At 59.6% G+C, this 17,337-nt stretch carries 18 protein-coding genes; 11 read left to right on the top strand and 7 right to left on the bottom strand.

All coding sequences use genetic code 11. From position 1 onward, the window contains the following. The first annotated feature begins 71 nt into the window (after positions 1 to 71). Complete coding sequence (locus GQ39_RS22995; protein ID WP_047534422.1) at positions 72 to 521, top strand: c-type cytochrome; 450 nt, start codon at positions 72 to 74, stop codon at positions 519 to 521. Between the two features lie 86 nt (positions 522 to 607). Here the strand turns inward: GQ39_RS22995 and GQ39_RS22990 are convergent, their stop codons facing one another. From GQ39_RS22990 to GQ39_RS32630, 5 genes are all read right to left on the bottom strand, one after another. Then, positions 608 to 1,003 carry a DUF1090 domain-containing protein gene (locus tag GQ39_RS22990; protein WP_047534420.1) on the bottom strand — a complete coding sequence of 132 codons (396 nt, stop codon included), beginning with the start codon at positions 1,001 to 1,003 and terminating at the stop codon, positions 608 to 610. Positions 1,004 to 1,102: 99 nt separating this feature from the next. Beyond that, positions 1,103 to 2,782 carry an NAD-dependent DNA ligase LigB gene (ligB, locus tag GQ39_RS22985; RefSeq protein ID WP_047534418.1) on the bottom strand — a complete coding sequence of 560 codons (1,680 nt, stop codon included), beginning with the start codon at positions 2,780 to 2,782 and terminating at the stop codon, positions 1,103 to 1,105. A gap of 245 nt (positions 2,783 to 3,027) precedes the next feature. Next, positions 3,028 to 4,218 (bottom strand): methionine adenosyltransferase, encoded by a 1,191-nt coding sequence (metK, locus tag GQ39_RS22980; protein WP_047534415.1) that lies wholly within the window; start codon positions 4,216 to 4,218, stop codon positions 3,028 to 3,030. A gap of 19 nt (positions 4,219 to 4,237) precedes the next feature. Then, positions 4,238 to 5,233 carry an ArsR/SmtB family transcription factor gene (locus GQ39_RS22975; protein ID WP_047534412.1) on the bottom strand — a complete coding sequence of 332 codons (996 nt, stop codon included), beginning with the start codon at positions 5,231 to 5,233 and terminating at the stop codon, positions 4,238 to 4,240. Positions 5,234 to 5,245: 12 nt separating this feature from the next. Beyond that, positions 5,246 to 5,467: a hypothetical protein gene (locus GQ39_RS32630; RefSeq protein ID WP_139213636.1), complete on the bottom strand. Its 222-nt coding sequence runs from the start codon at positions 5,465 to 5,467 to the stop codon at positions 5,246 to 5,248. Positions 5,468 to 5,506: 39 nt separating this feature from the next. On the opposite strand from GQ39_RS32630, the gene tkt reads away from it, so the two are divergent. The 7 genes from tkt to GQ39_RS22940 all read left to right on the top strand — a co-directional run bounded on the left by tkt (position 5,507) and on the right by GQ39_RS22940 (position 12,573). Beyond that, positions 5,507 to 7,504, top strand: a complete 1,998-nt coding sequence (gene tkt, locus GQ39_RS22970; RefSeq protein WP_047534409.1) for a transketolase — start codon at positions 5,507 to 5,509, stop codon at positions 7,502 to 7,504. A gap of 203 nt (positions 7,505 to 7,707) precedes the next feature. Further along, complete coding sequence (gene epd, locus GQ39_RS22965) at positions 7,708 to 8,772, top strand: erythrose-4-phosphate dehydrogenase (RefSeq protein WP_047534406.1); 1,065 nt, start codon at positions 7,708 to 7,710, stop codon at positions 8,770 to 8,772. Positions 8,773 to 8,789: 17 nt separating this feature from the next. Then, positions 8,790 to 9,953, top strand: a complete 1,164-nt coding sequence (locus tag GQ39_RS22960; protein ID WP_047534404.1) for a phosphoglycerate kinase — start codon at positions 8,790 to 8,792, stop codon at positions 9,951 to 9,953. Between the two features lie 35 nt (positions 9,954 to 9,988). Further along, positions 9,989 to 10,210, top strand: a complete 222-nt coding sequence (locus GQ39_RS22955) for a hypothetical protein (protein ID WP_047534401.1) — start codon at positions 9,989 to 9,991, stop codon at positions 10,208 to 10,210. Positions 10,211 to 10,266: 56 nt separating this feature from the next. After that, on the top strand, positions 10,267 to 10,599 hold the full coding sequence (locus tag GQ39_RS22950) for an MliC family protein (protein WP_047534398.1): 333 nt from the start codon (positions 10,267 to 10,269) through the stop codon (positions 10,597 to 10,599). Between the two features lie 255 nt (positions 10,600 to 10,854). Further along, positions 10,855 to 11,919, top strand: a complete 1,065-nt coding sequence (gene fba, locus GQ39_RS22945; protein WP_019694035.1) for a class II fructose-bisphosphate aldolase — start codon at positions 10,855 to 10,857, stop codon at positions 11,917 to 11,919. A gap of 237 nt (positions 11,920 to 12,156) precedes the next feature. Next, positions 12,157 to 12,573, top strand: coding sequence for a hypothetical protein (locus tag GQ39_RS22940; protein WP_047534391.1), 417 nt, complete (start codon positions 12,157 to 12,159; stop codon positions 12,571 to 12,573). A gap of 95 nt (positions 12,574 to 12,668) precedes the next feature. Here the strand turns inward: GQ39_RS22940 and GQ39_RS22935 are convergent, their stop codons facing one another. Beyond that, positions 12,669 to 13,337: a polysaccharide lyase family 7 protein gene (locus GQ39_RS22935; RefSeq protein ID WP_047534388.1), complete on the bottom strand. Its 669-nt coding sequence runs from the start codon at positions 13,335 to 13,337 to the stop codon at positions 12,669 to 12,671. A 323-nt stretch (positions 13,338 to 13,660) separates the two neighbouring features. Between GQ39_RS22935 and GQ39_RS22930 the strand changes: the two genes are divergently transcribed. The 3 genes from GQ39_RS22930 to GQ39_RS22920 are packed head-to-tail and all read left to right on the top strand — an operon-like array spanning position 13,661 to position 16,635. Continuing rightward, a complete protein-coding gene (locus GQ39_RS22930; RefSeq protein ID WP_047534385.1) occupies positions 13,661 to 15,784 on the top strand; it encodes a putative bifunctional diguanylate cyclase/phosphodiesterase in 2,124 nt (707 codons plus the stop codon). Positions 15,785 to 15,829: 45 nt separating this feature from the next. Next, the gene (locus GQ39_RS22925; RefSeq protein ID WP_047534383.1) at positions 15,830 to 16,321 is read left to right on the top strand and encodes a M48 metallopeptidase family protein; all 492 of its coding nucleotides are present in this window, start codon (positions 15,830 to 15,832) and stop codon (positions 16,319 to 16,321) included. 17 nt (positions 16,322 to 16,338) lie between these two features. Further along, entirely contained in the window at positions 16,339 to 16,635 is a 297-nt protein-coding gene (locus tag GQ39_RS22920; protein WP_047534380.1) for a winged helix-turn-helix domain-containing protein, read from the top strand. A 106-nt stretch (positions 16,636 to 16,741) separates the two neighbouring features. Here the strand turns inward: GQ39_RS22920 and GQ39_RS22915 are convergent, their stop codons facing one another. Beyond that, positions 16,742 to 17,194: a GNAT family N-acetyltransferase gene (locus GQ39_RS22915; protein ID WP_047534377.1), complete on the bottom strand. Its 453-nt coding sequence runs from the start codon at positions 17,192 to 17,194 to the stop codon at positions 16,742 to 16,744. Between the last annotated feature and the right edge of the window lie 143 nt (positions 17,195 to 17,337).

The raw sequence follows: 17,337 nt of genomic DNA, 5'->3' as shown, positions 1-17,337 counted from the left end.
ATAATAGGGCTATTGGTGTTTGCTGTTGACGCGAGGATACTGGCCGCCGTTTCCAGTGACTTGAAGCCACCATGACTCTTAAAAGACTTTCTGTTGTATTGCTGGCCTGCCTGACGTTGACCGCTTGCGGCGGTGTCGATCCCAACTCGCCACTCGGTCAGCGCAAGGCTATTTTCAAGCAGATGCTCAAGACCGGTGAAGACTTGGGCGGCATGTTGCGTGGCCGGATTCCGTTCGATGGCCAGAAATTCGCTGACGGTGCGGTGAAGCTCGACGCGTTGTCCCATGAGCCGTGGAAGCATTTTCCTCAAGTGCGCGAAGAAGATCACACCAGCGCCAAAAGCGATGTCTGGGAGCAGCAGGCACGCTTTCAGGCCATGGCCCGCGACCTTGAAACGGCGACCGGTGAACTGGTGATCGCCAGTCAGGTTCAGCCCTACAAGGCCGGCAACCTGGGGCCGGCGGTGCAGAAGGTCGAAGACGCCTGTAGCGCGTGTCATAAAGCGTTTCGGGATCATTGATCGGCGGTACCCGGCCTTACGTCTTCGCGAGCAGGCTCGCGAAGGCCGATTTGGCAGCACCAGAGATTCCTGATTGTTATCCGTTCTTACTTATCCAGCTCATCCAGTGCGTCCTGCAATTCCTTGCGGGACTCGGCGAGTTTGTCCTTGCGCTTGTTGATCTTGTCGGCATCGCCTTTCTTCATGGCCTTGTCGAGGTCGGCCTGACGCTTGCTGACTTCATGCTTGGCGTCGAGGACCCTGTTTTCCCGTTCCTTTTTCAATGAGGCATCGGTGCAATGTTCGGTGACTTCGCTCAAGGCTTTTTCCAGGCCGGCCTGCTGGTCCGCATTGCCGTGGGATTTGGCCAGTTCGATCTGATTGATGATGCCTTGCTTCTTGGCGGCGCAACCGGTCAGCTCCGGTGCCTCTTCGGCGGCCATCAGCGGGGTGGCCAACACGCTGCAGAGGGTCAACAGGGCGAGCGGTGAAAGAAATTTCATAAAAGCTCCAGGTGAAAAGGCAATCGGGTCGACGCAGCGATGGCTTGTTTGAGCTCATCGGTACCACAGGGTTCCCGCGCGGGCAGGCATTCTGGATCGTTAAAACCCGTCGATCCCCACCCCACGTAAAGTTTCACTCAAGGCCAGCACCTGCGGGTCGCGGAAAAATGCGCTCAATTGCGCCGCGCGTCCCGGGCCGATCCCGGCCTCGGCCTGCCATTGCTCGGTGTCTCGTTGAGCCAGTTCCTGCCATGAATCGGCAAGGTTTGCCTGGCCTGTCGGCGGCAAGCCCAGTGCTTTCAGCCAGCGTACAAAAGGACGCTGCCGGGCACTGTTGAAACTTTCCGCGAGTCGAGTGGCACTGCGCTCGCCGAAACCGTCAATGTTAGCAAGCTCTTGAGCATCGAGGGTCAACCAATCCAACAGGTTGTTCAGACGGCCTGTTGCAAGCAGTCTTTCCCAGGTACCAGGGCCGACATGAGGCAAGGCAAGGCCCTGCTTGCCACTGAGCCAGGACAGGCGCGCGAGAAACTGGCTTTCGCATCCCGGCGTCGGTTGCCAGCAACTGAGCGGATGAAAGTCTTCTACCGCCGGCACCCTCAATTCGGGTCGTACGGTGCTACGCAATACAACGCCATCCAACCTCGGAATGGTCAAGCCCGCCAGGCTGATGGCGACCTGGTCGCCCGGGCGAATATCCAGGGTTTGCCAGCGTTGCAGGGAGCCCACGCTGACGCGTTTGATTTGCCGGTCATCGAGTGTCACCGGTGTCAGTTCCAGCAGGGGAGTGATGCGCCCGGTCCGGCCAATCTTGAAGTGAACCTTGCGCACTTCGGCCAGGGCCTGGGCGAAGGGGTACTTCCAGGCGGCGATCCAATACGGCGGTTTGGCCTGCCAGCGTTCGGCAGGCGGGCGCTGCTCCTGACGCAGGACGATGCCATCACTGGCAAAGGGCAGGGGCGAGCGGTACCAGTGATCACGCCAGCGCTCGGCGTCGGCAAAACCACCAATCGGCTGGCTGTAGGCGGCGGTATCCGGGAAGCCGAGCGCATTCAGGGCCGCATGGCGGGCGAGCAATGTCGCGGGCCCCTGTGGCCAGTCCCAGACAAACAGGCCGATACCCGCCGCCTGTCCGGCATCCAGCACCTTGCGGGCCATCAGGCCGGCCACCGTGGTGCGGGCGTTGAGGCTGCCGGCTTGAGCTTGTACGTGGTCGGTCAGGCCCCAGTAGAGTTCGCCTTGCACCAGCAAATCCCGTGGTTGCGACAGTTGTCCGGGAATGGCCGGGATCTGGCGCGCTGTGCCCGTCCAGTCCTGGCCGCTTACGCCGTCGCCACGGCTGATGGCCTTTACCAGCAGGCCATTGCGATACACCAGGGTGACCGCCACGCCGTCGACTTTGGGTTGAACCCAAACATCGGAGCGGCCGCGCAGCCAATGCTCGACGGCGCGGGCGTCGCGCAGTTTTTCCAGGCCAGTGTGGACGACGGGGTGGGGAACCGTGCCCCGCGCGGTGCGCAGTGGTTCTGTGGATGAGCCGAGCTTGAAGCAGTGGCGCCATTCGGCAAGGCGTGCCAGGGATTGGTCATACAGCTCATCGGCGACCAGCGAGCGACCCTGGCGGTGATAGTGATCGTCCCAGGTTTCGATTTGCTTTTGCAGGGCGGTGACTTCGATCAAGGCCCGTTCAACAGGCCAGTCGGGGCATTGCTCCGCATGGGCGTTCAGGCAGGAGAAAATGAGCAGACAGGTGAAAGACAGGCGCAGGTTGCGGAACATCGTGAGCGTCCTTGCTCATGGGGGTGTTTGAAAGCTAGGTCATTAATGGTGGGTGCGAGGAGCGGGAGTTTTTCCGGGTATTTCTGCTGGCAGTGCCGGCCTCTTCGCGGGCAAGCCCGCTCCCACAGGGTTCGATGGTGTACGCAGAATATGCGCCCCCCAATCCTTGTGGGAGCAAGCGAGAAACCAAAAAAAAGCCCCGCACGGCGAACCGTGCAGGGCTTTTGGGTACCGCGGGGGAAGGCTTACAGGCCGGCAGCAGAACGCAGTGCGTCGGCGCGGTCGGTTTTTTCCCAGGTGAATGTGGTGAAGGTGTCGTCGCCCACAGTCTTGGTCGTCGGGGTACGACCGAAGTGGCCGTAAGCAGCGGTTTCCTGGTACATCGGGTGCAGCAGGTCGAGCATCTTGGTGATGGCGTATGGGCGCAGGTCGAAGACTTCGCGGACCAGTTTGACGATTTTTTCGTCGCTGATCTTGCCGGTGCCGAAGGTGTTCAACGAGATCGAAGTCGGCTGAGCGACGCCGATGGCGTAGGAAACCTGGATCTCGCAGCGCTCGGCCAGGCCGGCAGCGACGATATTCTTGGCGACATAACGGCCGGCGTAGGCTGCCGAACGGTCAACCTTCGATGGATCCTTGCCGGAGAACGCGCCACCGCCGTGACGGGCCATGCCGCCGTAGCTGTCAACGATGATCTTGCGACCGGTCAGGCCGCAGTCGCCCACCGGGCCACCGATGATGAACTGGCCAGTCGGGTTGATGTGGAACTGGGTGTCCTTGGACAGCAGTTCGGCAGGCAGCACGTGCTTGACGATCAGCTCCATCACGCCTTCGCGCAGGTCGTTGTACGACACTTCCGGGTTGTGCTGGGTCGACAGAACAACGGCGTCGATGCCGACCACCTTGCCGTTTTCGTAACGGCAGGTCACTTGCGACTTGGCGTCCGGACGCAGCCAAGGCAGCAGGCCGGATTTACGGGCTTCAGCCTGTCGCTGCACGAGTTGGTGCGAGAAGGTGATCGGTGCAGGCATCAGCACGTCGGTTTCGTTGCTGGCGTAGCCGAACATCAGGCCCTGGTCGCCGGCGCCTTGATCTTCAGGCTTGGCACGGTCAACGCCCTGGTTGATGTCAGGGGACTGCTTGCCGATGATGTTCATCACGCCGCAGGTCGCGCCGTCGAAGCCGACGTTGGAGCTGGTGTAGCCAATGTCGATGATCACGTCACGGACGATCTGCTCCAGGTCAACCCAGGCCGAAGTGGTGACTTCGCCGGCGATGATCGCCACGCCCGTTTTCACCAGAGTCTCGCACGCCACACGGGCGAACTTGTCTTCAGCAATGATGGCGTCCAGCACCGCATCAGAAATCTGGTCGGCGATTTTGTCCGGATGCCCTTCAGACACGGACTCGGAGGTGAAAAGGGAGTATTCGCTCATCTCGATGTTTTCCTGATATTTACCGATGGTGAGTGTTGCCAGCCGGTCGCTGAAAATGGCGGACCTGGATCTGGAAACCATTACGTAAGCCTACATAGAGGCTTTCCCCGGGAACGAGTCCCGCAGCGGTGGCCCAACGGGCCAGATCGTCCTGTTCAAACCCCAACCAGAGATCACCGCAGGCCTCCTTGGCCCAACTCTGGTTATGGCTACATAACTCTGTCACTAACAGGCTACCGCCTGGTTTCAGCAAGTCGGCCATGCGCTTGAGCGCTTCGGCCGGCGCGGCGAAATGGTGCAACACCATGTTCAATACAACGCAATTTGCCGTCAGGCTGACGCCGTTCAATGCATCGGCCAGTTGCAAGGTAACGTTAGCCAGCGCATCGCGTTCGCAAACCTGGCGGGCCAGTTCAAGCATCGCCGGGCTGTTGTCCAGCGCGGTGACCTGTGTGAAGCGGCGCGCCAGTTCCGGCAGAAACGCGCCGTCGCCGGGGCCGACTTCAATCGCCGAGGCGCCAGCGCCGAAGCTCAATTTGTCGAGCAGGGCCACCACGCTTTCGCGGTACTGCGGCAGGCCTGCGATCAAATCTTGCTGGGCGCGAAATTTCTCCGCGACCCGTGAAAAAAAATCCTGGCTGGCCGCCGCCCGTTGCCCGTGGACCAGAGTGATCCGTGACTGCACATCGGCAGGCAAGGACAGGTTGTCCACTTCTTCGAGCAAGGCTGCGTGCAGCTTGCCACCCAGCAGTTCGGTGTGGGGCAGGGCGCGACGGTAGAAAATCGCATTGCCTTCACGGCGGGTCGCCACCAGGTCGGCCTGGGCCAAGACCTTGAGGTGATGACTCATGCCTGACTGGCCGATGCCGAAGATCTGCGCCAGTTCCAGTACGCCAAACGAGTCGTTGGCCAGGGCGCGCAATACATTCAACCGCAGAGGATCGCCGCCAGCCTTGCACAGGGCTGCCAGCTCATCGCAATCGTCATGTTGAATGGAAGGCACGCGTAAATTCATAAGGCCGGCAGTCTAGACACGCGTCGAAAACACCGCAAGGGCAATATCAAAAAGTTTTGATATTGCTCGATGGATGGCACTTCTTACGAGGTGGTTAACTCTACAAACGAACAGCGGAAAGGTTTCATCAGGCGAAAGCGTCGCAATCCATGGGAAAAACGCCTCCAGATGACTATCTGTCATTGCCCCGAGGCGTCCGTGTGAGGGAAAATGCTCGCCTTTTTTCCGTTTCATTTTTATCACTCTCGATTCAGAACCCGCAGGAGAACAGCGATGCCCAGCCGTCGTGAGCGTGCCAACGCCATTCGTGCACTCAGCATGGATGCCGTGCAAAAAGCCAACAGCGGCCATCCCGGTGCCCCTATGGGTATGGCAGATATCGCCGAAGTGCTTTGGCGCGACTACCTCAAGCACAACCCGACCAATCCATCGTTCGCCGACCGTGACCGCTTCGTGCTGTCCAACGGTCATGGTTCGATGTTGATCTATTCGCTGCTGCACCTGACCGGCTACGACCTGTCGATCGACGACCTGAAGCAGTTCCGTCAACTGCACAGCCGCACCCCGGGCCACCCGGAATTCGGTTACACCCCGGGCGTCGAGACCACCACCGGTCCACTGGGCCAGGGCCTGGCCAACGCCGTGGGTTTTGCCCTGGCTGAAAAAGTCATGGCGGCCCAGTTCAACCGTCCAGGGCACAACATCGTCGACCACCACACCTACGTGTTCCTGGGTGATGGCTGCATGATGGAAGGCATTTCCCACGAAGTCGCTTCCCTGGCCGGTACCCTGGGCCTGGGCAAACTGATTGCCTTCTACGATGACAACGGCATTTCCATCGACGGCGAAGTCGAAGGCTGGTTCACCGACGACACGCCGAAGCGTTTCGAAGCCTACAACTGGCAAGTGATCCGCAATGTCGACGGTCACGACCCGGAAGAAATCAAGACCGCGATCGAGACGGCACGCAAGAGCCCGCTGCCGACCCTGATCTGCTGCAAGACCACCATCGGCTTCGGTTCGCCGAACAAGCAAGGCAAGGAAGACTGCCACGGTGCCCCGCTGGGTGACGCGGAAATCGCCCTGACCCGTGCGGCGCTGAAGTGGAACCACGGCCCGTTCGAAATCCCGGCCGACATCTACGCCGAGTGGGACGCCAAGGAAGCCGGCCGCGCCGTCGAAGCCGAGTGGGACCAGCGTTTCGCGGCCTATTCCGTTGCTTTCCCGACTGAAGCCAACGAACTGATCCGTCGCCTCAGCGGCGAACTGCCGGCAGACTTCAGCGAAAAGGCCGATGCCTACATCGCCGAAGTGGCCGCCAAAGGCGAAACCATCGCCAGCCGCAAGGCCAGCCAGAACGCGCTGAACGCTTTCGGTCCGCTGCTGCCTGAGTTCCTCGGCGGTTCGGCTGACCTGGCCGGTTCCAACCTGACCCTGTGGAAAGGCTGCAAGGGCGTCACGGCTGACGACGCCAGCGGCAACTACATGTACTACGGTGTGCGCGAATTCGGCATGACCGCCATCATGAACGGCGTTGCCCTGCATGGCGGCCTGGTGCCTTACGGCGCGACTTTCCTGATGTTCATGGAATATGCCCGCAATGCCGTGCGCATGTCGGCCCTGATGAAGCAGCGCGTGATCCATGTCTACACCCACGACTCCATCGGTCTGGGCGAAGACGGTCCGACTCACCAGCCAATCGAGCAACTGGCCAGCCTGCGCTGCACGCCGAACCTCGACACCTGGCGTCCAGCCGATGCCGTTGAATCGGCCGTGAGCTGGAAGTATGCGCTGGAGCGTAAAGACGGTCCTTCGGCCCTGATCTTCTCGCGTCAGAACCTGCAACACCAAACCCGTTCTGCCCTGCAGATCGCCGACATCAGCCGCGGTGGCTACGTGTTGAAAGATTGCGCGGGCGAGCCTGAGCTGATCCTGATCGCGACCGGTTCGGAAGTCGGCCTGGCCGTTCAGGCCTTCGACAAACTGACCGAGCAAGGCCGCAAGGTGCGTGTGGTTTCCATGCCGTGCACCAGCGTGTTCGATGCCCAGGATGCCGGTTACAAGCAGTCGGTTCTGCCATTGCAAGTCAGCGCCCGTATCGCCATCGAGGCCGCTCACGCGGACTACTGGTACAAATACGTCGGCCTGGAAGGTCGCGTGATCGGCATGACCACCTACGGCGAGTCGGCGCCTGCGCCTGCCTTGTTCGAAGAGTTCGGTTTCACCCTGGAAAACATCCTGGGTCAGGCTGAAGAGCTGCTGGAAGACTGAACACGTCGCGGTGGTTTCAAGACCACCGCGATTCCCCTGTAGGAGCGAGCCCGCTCGCGATGGTCGTTAACGATAACGCTGGGTGTCTGAATGCCCGCGTTGTCTGGGCCACCATCGTCGGAACGCCGCCCGGAGCCGGCTCGCTCCTACATGGGGCGTGTTGCACACAAGAATTTCGTCTGACTGCGTCTATCGAGAACCCCATGCCTCAACCGCGTCCCTACAAAGTTGCACTCAACGGCTACGGCCGCATTGGTCGTTGCGTCTTGCGTGCGTTGTTCGAGCGAGGCGAGAAGGCCGGGTTTGAAATTGTCGCGATCAACGATCTGGCCGACATGGCCAGCATCGAATACCTGACACGCTTCGACTCCACCCACGGGCGCTTTCCCGGCGAGGTGAAGGTCGACGGCGATTGTCTGCATATCAATGGCGACTGCGTGAAGGTCCTGCGCAGTGCCACCCCCGAAGGCATCGATTGGGCGTCCCTGGGCGTCGATCTGGTGCTGGAATGCTCCGGCGCCTACCACACCCGTGTAGACGGCCAGCGTTTCCTCGACGCCGGCGCCCCCCGGGTGCTGTTTTCCCAGCCGATGGCCAGCGAGTCGGATGTCGACGCCACCATCGTCTACGGCGTGAACCAGGATTGCCTGACCGGCGATGAACTGCTGGTGTCCAACGCGTCCTGCACTACCAACTGCGGCGTGCCGTTGTTGCGCCTGCTGGATCAGGCCATTGGTCTGGAGTATGTGTCGATCACCACCATTCACTCGGCGATGAACGATCAGCCGGTGATCGATGCGTATCACCATGAAGACCTGCGCCGCACCCGTTCGGCGTTTCAGTCGGTGATTCCGGTGTCCACTGGTCTGGCGCGCGGCATCGAACGCCTGTTGCCGGAACTTGCCGGGCGAATTCAGGCCAAAGCCGTACGTGTGCCAACGGTTAACGTGTCTTGCCTCGACATTACGATGCAGACCGTCAGCGATACCGACGCCGTGGAGGTCAACCGGATCTTGCGTGAGGCGGCCACCAGTGGCCCGCTCAAAGGCCTGTTGGCCTATACCGAGCTCCCCCATGCAAGCTGTGATTTCAATCATGACCCACATTCGGCCATCGTCGATGCCAGTCAGACCCGTGTTTCCGGCCCCCGGCTGGTCAACATCCTGGCCTGGTTCGACAACGAATGGGGTTTTGCCAACCGAATGCTGGATGTAGCAGAGCATTATCTGCAAACAGCTACTTCACTTTCTGTCTCTACAAAACAGTAACTCAGGAAATGCGACCCATGACCGTGTTGAAGATGTCCGACCTCGATCTGCAAGGTAAGCGCGTATTGATCCGCGAAGACCTCAACGTCCCAGTCAAGGACGGAGTTGTCACCAGCGACGCGCGAATCCTGGCTTCGCTGCCGACCATCAAGCTGGCCCTGGAAAAAGGCGCGGCCGTGATGGTTTGTTCGCACCTTGGCCGTCCGACTGAAGGCGAGTTCTCGGCCGAGAACAGCCTCAAGCCAGTCGCCGACTACCTGAGCAAGGCCCTGGGCCGTGAAGTGCCGCTGGTGGCTGACTACCTGGGCGGCGTCGACGTCAAGGCCGGCGACATCGTGCTGTTCGAAAACGTGCGCTTCAACAAGGGCGAGAAAAAGAACGCTGACGAACTGGCCCAGCAATACGCCGCCCTGTGCGACGTGTTCGTGATGGACGCCTTCGGCACCGCTCACCGTGCCGAGGGTTCGACCCACGGCGTGGCCAAGTTCGCCAAGATCGCTGCGGCAGGTCCCCTGCTGGCCGCCGAGCTGGACGCACTGGGCAAAGCCCTCGGCGCTCCGGCCAAGCCAATGGCCGCCATCGTCGCTGGCTCCAAGGTGTCGACCAAACTCGACGTACTGAACAGCTTGAGCCAGATCTGCGACCAGTTGATCGTCGGCGGCGGCATCGCCAACACCTTCCTCGCGGCTGCCGGTCACCCGGTCGGCAAATCCCTGTATGAGCCGGACCTGCTCGACACCGCCCGCGCCATTGCCGCCAAGGTCAGCGTACCGCTGCCGGTGGACGTGGTGGTGGCCAAGGAGTTCGCCGAAAGCGCCGAAGCTACCGTCAAGCTGATCGCCGACGTCGCTGCCGACGACATGATCCTGGACATCGGCCCACAGACCGCAGCGAATTTCGCCGAACTGCTGAAGTCATCGAAAACCATCCTGTGGAACGGCCCGGTCGGCGTGTTCGAGTTCGATCAGTTCGGTAACGGCACCAAAGTGCTGGCCCAGGCCATCGCGGACAGTGCGGCGTTCTCGATCGCTGGCGGCGGCGACACCCTGGCGGCTATCGATAAGTATGGCGTTGCCGACCAAATCTCCTACATTTCTACCGGTGGCGGCGCGTTCCTCGAATTCGTCGAAGGCAAAGTGCTGCCAGCCGTTGAAGTCCTGGAAAGCCGGGCCAAGGCCTGAGGGTCGCCCGTTTGACCCGGCAAGGGAGTGTTCACATGGTCAAGACGCTAGCGCTGTTGATCGTCGCGGGCTCACTGGCGGCTTGCGGGAGTAACCCGAAAGCCACGCCGGATCCTGCGCCGGTTGCACCCCAGAACGGCTGCTACCAGGCCGAGTGGCAGGCGGAGACCAATCCGGTGATCAACAAGCGTTCCGGGCCTGATGGCCTGGACAAGTACGAGACACAGACGCCCGCCAAGGAACGTGGTTGCCCTTGACGGGTCTGACTGATTACTCAGGGCTGGCGGCGTGTGCTGTCAGTCGAGGAGCACGGATGAAAGGTTTTATCGCCGTTGCGGCGTTGGCGTTGTTGGCTGGTTGCGCTCAGTTGAACCTGTTCCAGTCCTCCGCTCCTGTGGATAACTGGACCACCTGGACCTGCGACAGCCAGGCCAAAGTGCTTTGGCGCTACACCGACGACAGCCGCAAGGAAGTCGACGTGCGCCTGGGCGGTGCCGATCAGGTTTACCGCTTGAAGCAGGAGCCGGGCGCGTCGGGTTCGCTGTATAGCGACAACATGCTGGCGTTTCACATAAAAGGTGAGGAAGGCCTGGTTTACTGGGTCGCCACCAATGATTTGATTGGCCGTGGCTGTAAGGCGCAATAAACGGACTACGCCGTACCTGTAGGAGCGAGCCTGCTCGCGATGGTCGTTAACGATGACGCTGGGCGCCTGAATGCCCGCGTTGTCTGGGCCACCATCGCGAGCAAGCTCGCTCCCACAGAGGGCCGATGTTCTGGGATTGATGCAACACCGAATTCGCAGCCCGGGATTAACCCCCGATCTGCAATAACTTGAATAGCCGCCGCCGCTACGGCAGGCTGGCACGATTAACGACCCAATCCGGGAGAGACACACACAATGGCACTTATCAGCATGCGCCAGATGCTGGACCACGCAGCCGAGTTCGGCTACGGCGTTCCAGCCTTCAACGTCAACAACCTTGAGCAGATGCGCGCCATCATGGAAGCCGCTGACAAGACTGACTCCCCGGTGATCGTCCAGGCCTCGGCCGGTGCTCGCAAATACGCCGGCGCGCCGTTCCTGCGTCACCTGATCCTGGCGGCAATCGAAGAATTCCCGCACATCCCGGTGTGCATGCACCAGGACCACGGCACCAGCCCTGACGTCTGCCAGCGTTCCATCCAGCTGGGCTTCAGCTCGGTGATGATGGACGGTTCCCTGGGCGAAGACGGCAAGACCCCGACCGACTACGACTACAACGTCCGTGTGACCCAACAAACCGTAGCCATGGCTCACGCCTGCGGCGTTTCGGTAGAAGGCGAGCTGGGCTGCCTGGGTTCGCTGGAAACCGGCATGGCCGGTGAAGAAGACGGCATCGGCGCCGAAGGCGTTCTGGATCACAGCCAGATGCTGACCGACCCGGAAGAAGCCGCTGACTTCGTCAAGCGCACCCAGGTCGATGCCCTGGCCATCGCCATCGGCACCAGCCACGGCGCCTACAAGTTCACCAAGCCACCTACCGGCGACGTGCTGGCGATCGACCGTATCAAGGAAATCCACAAGCGCATCCCGAACACTCACCTGGTGATGCACGGTTCGTCTTCGGTACCGCAAGAGTGGCTGGCGATCATCAACCAGTACGGCGGCGACATTAAAGAAACCTACGGCGTACCGGTTGAAGAAATCGTCGAAGGCATCAAGCACGGCGTGCGCAAGGTCAACATCGACACCGACCTGCGTCTGGCATCCACTGGCGCAATGCGTCGCCTGATGGCCACCAACCCGAGCGAATTCGACCCGCGTAAATTCTTCGGCGCCACCGTGACGGCCATGCGCGACGTGTGCATCGCTCGCTACGAAGCCTTCGGCACCGCGGGCAACGCTTCGAAGATCAAGCCGATCTCTCTGGAAGCGATGTTCCAGCGTTACCTGAAAGGTGAGTTGAACGCCAAGGTCAACTAAGCCTTCAGCGTTTGAGTTGCATGAAAAACCCGCCTAAAGGCGGGTTTTTTTATGGGCAGGTTAAAAGTCAAAACTTGAATCTATTTATTTTATTAGTTGTAGGAAGAGTTACTCGATGAACAGGCATTTTTCCATTTGTTTTGGTTGCCTTTGACAGGGTGCAAGGGGTGAGCTAAATGAGTTTATCGATGGCTGGATCGCCATCGATTTTTTCATTCATGGAAGAGGAACTTGAGCATGTTTTCTGGAAAAAATATCAAGCAACCAGGTCTTTATGTTTTATCGATGTTGTTCCTGGGGGCCAGCTCGGCCAGCGCCCATGCAGCCGACCACTATTTTACGGCCTCTATTGATAGCAAGGGTACAGTGATAAGGCAGTCGCCCGAATGGATCAGTAGCGTGAAACATTATCCGCGGCCGGGGTATTTTTCTGAATATGAAATATCCCTCAAGGCTGGAGTATTTGAGCGAGCATCAGGGTTCTGCTCTGTATCTGTAACGGATGTTGAGTCATACGACGATTTGTTATTCGCTCAAGCCAAACTGGCCGGAACGCCGACGACACGTAAGTTGAAAGTGATCACCCAAGTATCAGGCAGTTCAGAAAAGGATGTGGGGACGTCCAAGAGTTTCATGCTGATGTGCGTTCGTTAGGATTCAGGACGAGCAAGTGATCCGGTGAGACTTCGGTCGCGCCGGATCACTCTTTGACAGCCCGTCAGGTGCTTCGGGACTTGAAAGAAAAATAGTTATTTATCGTGATCGATATCCAGCTTGCTGAACGTCACCATCCCGCCCTCGCTGGTGTATCCGGTGTTGTCCTGCACATACACCCCGGCCTTGAAGTACAACGGTTTGTTGCGCCACGTCGCGCTGATATTGCTATCCCACTGGTAACCCGCCGCGCTGATGCCCAGTGCGCCGCCGGGACTGAGGTGGATGAGGTAGGAGAACTGCTGATTGAGTTTCACCCCGGTGGCGATGGTGATCACCCGGCCTTCGTCGTCGTCAGGGTGCATGCGCACTTTGGCGACGATGTTGCCGCTCAAGGTCTTGGTCTTGTACTGGTACTCGACCTTCACCAAGGGTTTCTGGCTTTCATAGGCATGGATCTGGCCAATCACGATCTTGCCCGAACTGGGTACCTGGTTCACCGCCAGGGTGGCGCGCAGGGAGTTGTCAGCGTCCGGGTAGTACCAGTTTTTCAGCGTGCCATTGCTGTAGGTTTCCCGCAGCTCGGTGCGCGGGTAGATGGCGTTTTCAGTACGCGAGCCGGTCACCGGGGACCAGAAGAACAGTGTGCCGGTGTTGGAATGGAAGTATTGATCCTTGAAGCCGTTCACCAGTTTGGAGGTTTCTACGGTGTACGGCGGGCTGCCGACGGGAACGCTGAGGTTCCAGGTTGCGAGGTCGATCATAGTCAAAAGCTTCCACGAATTTTTACTGCACGCACGTACTAATCGCTCTAGCACGCCCATTCTGGGCGGCCTTTATAAGCGCAGAGGGCTTTTTTGTTAATGCCCGTCCGGCGCTTTGCTGGCGTCAACAACCTGTCGAAATGCCATCTATGCCGGTTTTAGCGGGCTGCAGCGCCGACCGTTAGTCGGTAAATGGACGCTTCAGTTAAATGATGGCGCTCTGATACCTTCTGGTTTCCCGGATCCGGGTCTAGAGTGAAGCTTCAGTATTTGTCCGGTTTTCACAAGAACCCGGCCTGACGTCCCGAATATAGAGAAGCAGCATGGAATGCGCCCACCTCAAGCCAGCCGAAGGCAGCTCAACCTTATTAATCGTCGACGATTACCCTGAAAACCTGATCAGCATGCGCGCGTTGTTGCAGCGCCAGGACTGGCAAGTCATCACAGCTGCATCGGGTTTCGAGGCCCTCGGCCTGTTGCTTGAACACGAAGTCGACCTGGTACTGCTGGATGTGCAGATGCCGGGCATGGATGGATTTGAAGTCGCGCGCCTGATGCGTGGCAGCCAACGAACCCGACTGACACCGATTATTTTTCTCACCGCCAACGAGCAGTCCCAGGATGCCGTGATCAAGGGCTATGCCAGTGGCGCGGTGGATTACCTGTTCAAGCCATTCGATCCGCAGATTCTCAAGCCCAAGGTTCAGGCGTTGCTGGAGCACCAGCGCAATCGCCGGGAGTTGCAGCGCCTGAGCCATGACCTGGAGGTCGCTCGCGCCTTCAATGCCTCGATACTGGATAACGCCGCCGAGGGCATTCTGGTGGTCGGCGACGACGGCCGGATCGGCTTTGCCAACCCGGCGATCTCGCGGCTGCTCAATGCACCGGTGCGAGAGCTGCAAGGCAGGGAGTTCCTGGATTTCCTGCAAAAACCGCATGTCCCGGTCTGGGCCGATTCGGATCTGTTGGCCGGGTACAAGCGCGGCGACACGGTACGCCTGCACGATGCGCTGTTGCGTACCGCGCCGGGACAGCAGGTGTCAGTGGCGCTGTCCTGTGCGCCGTTGCCCGCCGAACAGCGGGCGATGGTGGTGACGATTCAGGATATGTCGGTGGTGCGTCACCTGCATCAGCAACTGGAATCCCAGGCGGTCACCGACCCGTTGACCGGGCTGCTCAATCGGCGCGGTTTTTACCAGACCGTGGAAACCCTGCTGTTGCGCGGCGAACGCTCCGACAGTGCCTGGGTGCTGTTGTACCTGGACCTCGATGGCTTCAAGCGGGTCAACGATTTCCTCGGTCACGATGCCGGCGATCGGGTGCTGCGCTGGGTGTCCGAGCAACTGAAGGCCTGTCTGCGGCCCTTCGATATCCTGGCGCGCATGGGCGGCGACGAATTCACCGCCTTTCTGGACCTGGAGTTCCCGGAGCAAGCGGCCAAGATTGCGGAAAAACTGATTGAGCGGGTTTCGATTTGCCAGCAAATCGATGGCCTGGATATCGCCCTGGGCGCGAGCATCGGTATCGCGACGTTCCCGGATTGCGGCGCCAATCTCGACGGTTTGTTGCGGGCTTCCGACATCGCCATGTACGAAGCCAAGCGCGCCGGGCGTCAGCAGTATCGTTTTTACGATCATGAAATGAACGGCCGGGCACGCTCGCGGTTGATGCTCGAAGAAAGTGTGCGCACGGCCATCGAGAATCGCGATTTCAACCTGGTGTATCAACCCCAGGTGTCCATCGCCGACGGGCAGATTCGTGGCTTCGAGGCGTTGCTGCGCTGGCAGCACCCCAGCGTGGGCGATGTGCCGCCTGGACTGTTTTTGCCGTTGCTGGAAGAGGCGCGGTTGATCAGCCGCCTGGGCAGCTGGATTTACCATCGCGGTGCCGGGCAGCGTAAAGCCTGGGAAGCGCTGTTTGCCGAGGATCTGGTGCTGGGCGTCAGTTTGAGCAGCACGCAATTCGCCATGCCTAACCTGGTCACCGAGCTGCGCCAGGTGCTGGATCGTCATGGCTTGCAGGCGCGTCATCTGGAAGTCGAGGTGACGGAAGCGGCCTTGATGCATCATCCCGATGAGACCCGCAAACAGCTGCGGTTGCTGCGCAATCTTGGCGTCCGGGTCGCGCTGGATGATTTCGGTTCCGGCCCTTGTTCGCTGGCTCATTTGCGCGATCTGGAACTGGATACGCTCAAACTTGACCGCCATTTGATCGCGCGTCTACCGGACTCTTCGCGGGATGCGGCGCTGGTGCGCAGTGTCATCGAGCTGTGCAAGCAGTACGGGATGCTGGTGATTGCCGAAGGGGTGGAAACCATTGCGCAGTACAACTGGCTACAAGCCAATGGTTGCGAGTATGTGCAAGGTTTTCTGGTGTCGCGTCCGATGATGGCCGAAGACACCGGCCACTTTGTGCAGCCGTTTGACTGGAGCGCGCTGACTCATTGAATTCGCTACACTGGCGACCTTTTCGTCACTTGTGTTGCCGCACCGATGACCGCGTTGAAATACCTCCAGGCTTACCCCGCCACGCTGCAGGACCAGGTACGCCAGCTGATCGCTGACGGTCGACTGGGCGACTACCTGAGCCAGCGTTACCCGCAAAAGCATGACGTGCAGAGCGATAAGGCGCTGTACACCTACGCGCTCGACCTCAAGCAGGAATACCTGCGAAACGCCCCGGCCATCGACAAGGTGTTGTTCGACAACCGTCTGGACCTGACGCACCGCGCGCTCGGTCTGCACACCACGATTTCCCGGGTGCAGGGTGGCAAGCTCAAGGCCAAGAAAGAAATTCGCATCGCCTCGCTGTTCAAGGAAGCGCCTTCCGAATTTCTGAAAATGATCGTGGTGCATGAGTTGGCGCACTTCAAAGAGTCCGATCACAACAAGGCGTTCTACAAACTGTGCGAACACATGCTGCCGGGCTATCACCAGGTGGAGTTCGATGTGCGGGTCTACCTGACCTGGCGGGATATGCAATAAAAGAAAAGGATCGTCAGATGGATGTCAGCAAGACCAAAAGCAGCTTCTACCGTCGCCTGTTCGTGGCGTACTTGATCGACAGCGGGTTGGCCAGCAGCGTTCCTGCGTTGACCGAGGTGACCGGCATGCCTCGGCGTACGGCCCAGGACACCATCGCCGCATTGGCGGATCTGGATATCGTTTGCGAGTTCGAGCAGGAAGAAGGTGCACGCAACCACGCCGGGCGCTATCGGATTCGCGAGTGGGGAGCGATTGATCGGGGATGGATCGAGCGCAATTTGCGGCAGATCAAGGCAGTGCTGGAGTATCCCTGAGATATGTGACGCCGGTGATGACGCCATCGCGGGCAAGCCACGCTCCCACAAGGTTTGTGTCGTTTGCTAAAAACCTGTGGGAGCTGGCTTGCCAGCGATGGGGCCCTTACTGACGACGCATGCCGATATGTGGAATGCCATCCTCGACGTATTCCTCACCGGCCACCACAAACCCGTACCGCCCGTAATACCCCTGCAAATGCGCCTGGGCCGAGAGGTAGATCGGGACGTCGGGCCAGTACTTTTCGGCCTGTTTCAGCGCCTGGGCCATCAGCTCATGACCCAGCCCGGTGCCTCGTGCGGCGGGGGCAATGACCACTCGCCCGATCACCACGTCGCCGCCCTGTTGCTCGGGGTCCAGCAGTCGCAGATAGGCCACCAGGCGATCGCCGTCCCACGCCATCAAATGGCAGGTGTCACCTTCCAGGTCCTGGCCATCGATATCCTGATAGACGCATTTCTGTTCGACGACAAATACCTCGTCACGCAGTTGCAGAATGGCGTACAGCTGTTCCTTGCCCAGATCGCTGTGGTGTTTGCAGACCCAATCGATTGTCATGTCCTGATTCCCTGAAAACGTCCTCGGGATACTAAGCGTCCTGACGCTGGATGTCTTTATGGCGGAGAAAACTGTGATAAAGACCAAAATGCCATCATTCATTTTTCGCGCCACTGTCATCTTTGTGTAATCTGGGTTCAAGC

The sequence above is a fragment of the Pseudomonas sp. 11/12A genome, assembly GCF_000800055.1.
GTDB lineage: Bacteria > Pseudomonadota > Gammaproteobacteria > Pseudomonadales > Pseudomonadaceae > Aquipseudomonas > Aquipseudomonas mohnii.
This window is presented reverse-complemented; position numbering and strand designations above follow the sequence as displayed.

Excerpts from the sequence above, each read along its gene's own strand:
- GQ39_RS22940 (WP_047534391.1), top strand. The coding sequence starts at position 12,157 with ATGTTTTCTGGAAAAAATATCAAGCAACCAGGTCTTTATGTTTTATCG.
- GQ39_RS22920 (WP_047534380.1), top strand. The coding sequence starts at position 16,339 with ATGGATGTCAGCAAGACCAAAAGCAGCTTCTACCGTCGCCTGTTCGTG.
- GQ39_RS22935 (WP_047534388.1), bottom strand. The coding sequence starts at position 13,337 with ATGATCGACCTCGCAACCTGGAACCTCAGCGTTCCCGTCGGCAGCCCG.
- tkt (WP_047534409.1), top strand. The coding sequence starts at position 5,507 with ATGCCCAGCCGTCGTGAGCGTGCCAACGCCATTCGTGCACTCAGCATG.
- GQ39_RS22990 (WP_047534420.1), bottom strand. The coding sequence starts at position 1,003 with ATGAAATTTCTTTCACCGCTCGCCCTGTTGACCCTCTGCAGCGTGTTG.
- GQ39_RS22950 (WP_047534398.1), top strand. The coding sequence starts at position 10,267 with ATGAAAGGTTTTATCGCCGTTGCGGCGTTGGCGTTGTTGGCTGGTTGC.
- GQ39_RS22930 (WP_047534385.1), top strand. The coding sequence starts at position 13,661 with ATGGAATGCGCCCACCTCAAGCCAGCCGAAGGCAGCTCAACCTTATTA.
- epd (WP_047534406.1), top strand. The coding sequence starts at position 7,708 with ATGCCTCAACCGCGTCCCTACAAAGTTGCACTCAACGGCTACGGCCGC.
- GQ39_RS32630 (WP_139213636.1), bottom strand. The coding sequence starts at position 5,467 with ATGAAACGGAAAAAAGGCGAGCATTTTCCCTCACACGGACGCCTCGGG.
- GQ39_RS22975 (WP_047534412.1), bottom strand. The coding sequence starts at position 5,233 with ATGAATTTACGCGTGCCTTCCATTCAACATGACGATTGCGATGAGCTG.
- GQ39_RS22915 (WP_047534377.1), bottom strand. The coding sequence starts at position 17,194 with ATGACAATCGATTGGGTCTGCAAACACCACAGCGATCTGGGCAAGGAA.
- GQ39_RS22955 (WP_047534401.1), top strand. The coding sequence starts at position 9,989 with ATGGTCAAGACGCTAGCGCTGTTGATCGTCGCGGGCTCACTGGCGGCT.
- ligB (WP_047534418.1), bottom strand. The coding sequence starts at position 2,782 with ATGTTCCGCAACCTGCGCCTGTCTTTCACCTGTCTGCTCATTTTCTCC.
- GQ39_RS22995 (WP_047534422.1), top strand. The coding sequence starts at position 72 with ATGACTCTTAAAAGACTTTCTGTTGTATTGCTGGCCTGCCTGACGTTG.
- GQ39_RS22925 (WP_047534383.1), top strand. The coding sequence starts at position 15,830 with ATGACCGCGTTGAAATACCTCCAGGCTTACCCCGCCACGCTGCAGGAC.
- fba (WP_019694035.1), top strand. The coding sequence starts at position 10,855 with ATGGCACTTATCAGCATGCGCCAGATGCTGGACCACGCAGCCGAGTTC.
- GQ39_RS22960 (WP_047534404.1), top strand. The coding sequence starts at position 8,790 with ATGACCGTGTTGAAGATGTCCGACCTCGATCTGCAAGGTAAGCGCGTA.
- metK (WP_047534415.1), bottom strand. The coding sequence starts at position 4,218 with ATGAGCGAATACTCCCTTTTCACCTCCGAGTCCGTGTCTGAAGGGCAT.